Raw genomic sequence first — 3295 nt, forward strand, 5'->3', positions numbered from 1 at the left:
GGTCTTAGGATTAACTCCGCAGCAGATGATGCTTCAGGGATGGCGATAGCAGATTCTTTGCGTTCTCAAGCAGCTACTTTAGGTCAAGCTATAAACAATGGTAATGATGCCATAGGTATCTTACAAACTGCAGATAAGGCTATGGATGAGCAACTTAAAATCTTAGATACTATCAAGACTAAAGCAACTCAAGCCGCTCAAGATGGTCAAAGTCTAAAAACAAGAACCATGCTTCAAGCAGATATAAACAAACTCATGGAAGAGCTTGATAATATCGCAAATACTACTTCATTTAATGGTAAACAACTTTTAAGCGGTGGTTTTACTAATCAAGAATTTCAAATCGGCGCAAGTTCAAATCAAACAGTAAAAGCAACTATAGGTGCAACCCAGTCTTCAAAAATCGGTGTAACTAGATTTGAAACAGGTTCGCAAAGTGTGAGTTCGGGTGTAGTAGGACTTACTATCAAAAACTATAATGGTTTGGAAGATTTTAAATTTGATAATGTTGTGATTTCAACCTCTGTTGGAACAGGTCTTGGAGCTTTGGCTGAAGAGATTAATAAAAGCTCTGATAAAACAGGAGTTAGGGCAACTTATGATGTAAAAACTGTTGGAGCTTATGCTATAAAAGAAGGAACTACTTCTCAAGACTTTGCTATCAATGGGGTTATAATTGGTCAGATTAATTATAAAGACGGAGATAATAATGGCCAGTTGATTTCAGCTATAAATTCTGTTAAAGACACTACCGGAGTTCAAGCTTCTAAAGATGAAAATGGTAAGCTTGTTCTTACTTCAGCTGATGGTAGAGGTATTAAAATCACAGGTAGTATAGGTGCTGGTGCAGGTATCTTGCAAAAAGAAAACTATGGACGCTTATCTTTGGTTAAAAATGATGGTAGGGATATTAATGTAAGTGGAACTAATCTTAGTGCTATAGGTATGGGTGCTGCGGATATGATTTCTCAAGCTTCGGTATCTTTAAGAGAATCAAAAGGTCAAATTTCAGCAGCTAATGCTGATGCTATGGGATTTAACTCTTATAATGGTGGCGGAGCTAAGCAAATTTTAGTTGGTGTAGCAAGTTCTGTTTCTGCTTTTATGAGTGGTACGAATGGTTTTTCAAAAGGTTCAGGTTATTCTATAGGCAGTGGAAAAAATATGTCAGCTGTTTTATCAGCTTCTATACAATTTGTTTCTAAGGCGGCTTCTATGAGTGCAGCATATGTGGTTTCAGCAGGTTCAGGTTTTTCTGCGAAATCGGGAAATTCTCAATTTGCAGCTTTAAGAATTTCAGCTGTGGGTGCTACCGATGAAACTGCAGGTGTAACTACTCTTAAAGGTGCTATGGCTGTCATGGATATCGCTGAAACTGCTATAACAAATCTTGATCAAATCAGAGCTGATATAGGTTCTATACAAAATCAAGTTACATCAACTATCAATAATATCACCGTAACTCAGGTTAATGTTAAATCAGCAGAATCACAAATCAGAGATGTAGACTTTGCAAGTGAGAGTGCGAACTACTCTAAAGCTAACATCTTAGCTCAAAGTGGATCTTATGCTATGGCTCAGGCAAATTCTAGTCAGCAAAATGTTTTAAGATTGCTTCAATAGCTCTACATATTTTTAAAGTACTGCGATATATACAAATCCAAGCCTAGTTTAAATACTAGGCTTTTTTAAACTCTAAAGATTTTTAATTAAACTAAAACTTGGAACACTTCTTGCTTTAATCTTTTCGATGCAATATTTTGAAAGGATTTAAAATGGGTTTTAGGATAAACACCAACATCGGTGCATTAAATGCACATGCAAATTCAGTTGTTAATGCTAACGAGCTTGATAAGTCTTTAAGTAGACTTAGTTCTGGTCTTAGGATTAACTCCGCAGCAGATGATGCTTCAGGGATGGCGATAGCAGATTCTTTGCGTTCTCAAGCAGCTACTTTAGGTCAAGCTATAAACAATGGTAATGATGCCATAGGTATCTTACAAACTGCAGATAAGGCTATGGATGAGCAACTTAAAATCTTAGATACTATCAAGACTAAAGCAACTCAAGCCGCTCAAGATGGTCAAAGTCTAAAAACAAGAACCATGCTTCAAGCAGATATAAACAAACTCATGGAAGAGCTTGATAATATCGCAAATACTACTTCATTTAATGGTAAACAACTTTTAAGCGGTGGTTTTACTAATCAAGAATTTCAAATCGGCGCAAGTTCAAATCAAACAGTAAAAGCAACTATAGGTGCAACCCAGTCTTCAAAAATCGGTGTAACTAGATTTGAAACAGGTTCGCAAAGTGTGAGTTCGGGTGTAGTAGGACTTACTATCAAAAACTATAATGGTTTGGAAGATTTTAAATTTGATAATGTTGTGATTTCAACCTCTGTTGGAACAGGTCTTGGAGCTTTGGCTGAAGAGATTAATAAAAGCTCTGATAAAACAGGAGTTAGGGCAACTTATGATGTAAAAACTGTTGGAGCTTATGCTATAAAAGAAGGAACTACTTCTCAAGACTTTGCTATCAATGGGGTTATAATTGGTCAGATTAATTATAAAGACGGAGATAATAATGGCCAGTTGATTTCAGCTATAAATTCTGTTAAAGACACTACCGGAGTTCAAGCTTCTAAAGATGAAAATGGTAAGCTTGTTCTTACTTCAGCTGATGGTAGAGGTATTAAAATCACAGGTAGTATAGGTGCTGGTGCAGGTATCTTGCAAAAAGAAAACTATGGACGCTTATCTTTGGTTAAAAATGATGGTAGGGATATTAATGTAAGTGGAACTAATCTTAGTGCTATAGGTATGGGTGCTGCGGATATGATTTCTCAAGCTTCGGTATCTTTAAGAGAATCAAAAGGTCAAATTTCAGCAGCTAATGCTGATGCTATGGGATTTAACTCTTATAATGGTGGCGGAGCTAAGCAAATTTTAGTTGGTGTAGCAAGTTCTGTTTCTGCTTTTATGAGTGGTACGAATGGTTTTTCAAAAGGTTCAGGTTATTCTATAGGCAGTGGAAAAAATATGTCAGCTGTTTTATCAGCTTCTATACAATTTGTTTCTAAGGCGGCTTCTATGAGTGCAGCATATGTGGTTTCAGCAGGTTCAGGTTTTTCTGCGAAATCGGGAAATTCTCAATTTGCAGCTTTAAGAATTTCAGCTGTGGGTGCTACCGATGAAACTGCAGGTGTAACTACTCTTAAAGGTGCTATGGCTGTCATGGATATCGCTGAAACTGCTATAACAAATCTTGATCAAATCAGAGCTGATATAGGTTC

2 protein-coding genes are annotated in these 3295 nt (G+C 36.7%); both read left to right on the forward strand.

Annotated features, from left to right (window positions below; all coding sequences use genetic code 11):
- Positions 1-1623, forward strand: a 1623-nt coding sequence (locus AJ887_RS06030; protein ID WP_070284973.1) for a flagellin A, incomplete at its 5' end; no start/stop codon positions are given.
- Positions 1624-1775: 152 nt separating this feature from the next.
- On the forward strand, positions 1776-3295 hold a 1520-nt coding region (locus AJ887_RS06035; RefSeq protein WP_070284974.1), incomplete at its 3' end, for a flagellin.

Source organism: Campylobacter sp. BCW_6466 (assembly GCF_001762835.1).
GTDB lineage: Bacteria > Campylobacterota > Campylobacteria > Campylobacterales > Campylobacteraceae > Campylobacter_D > Campylobacter_D jejuni.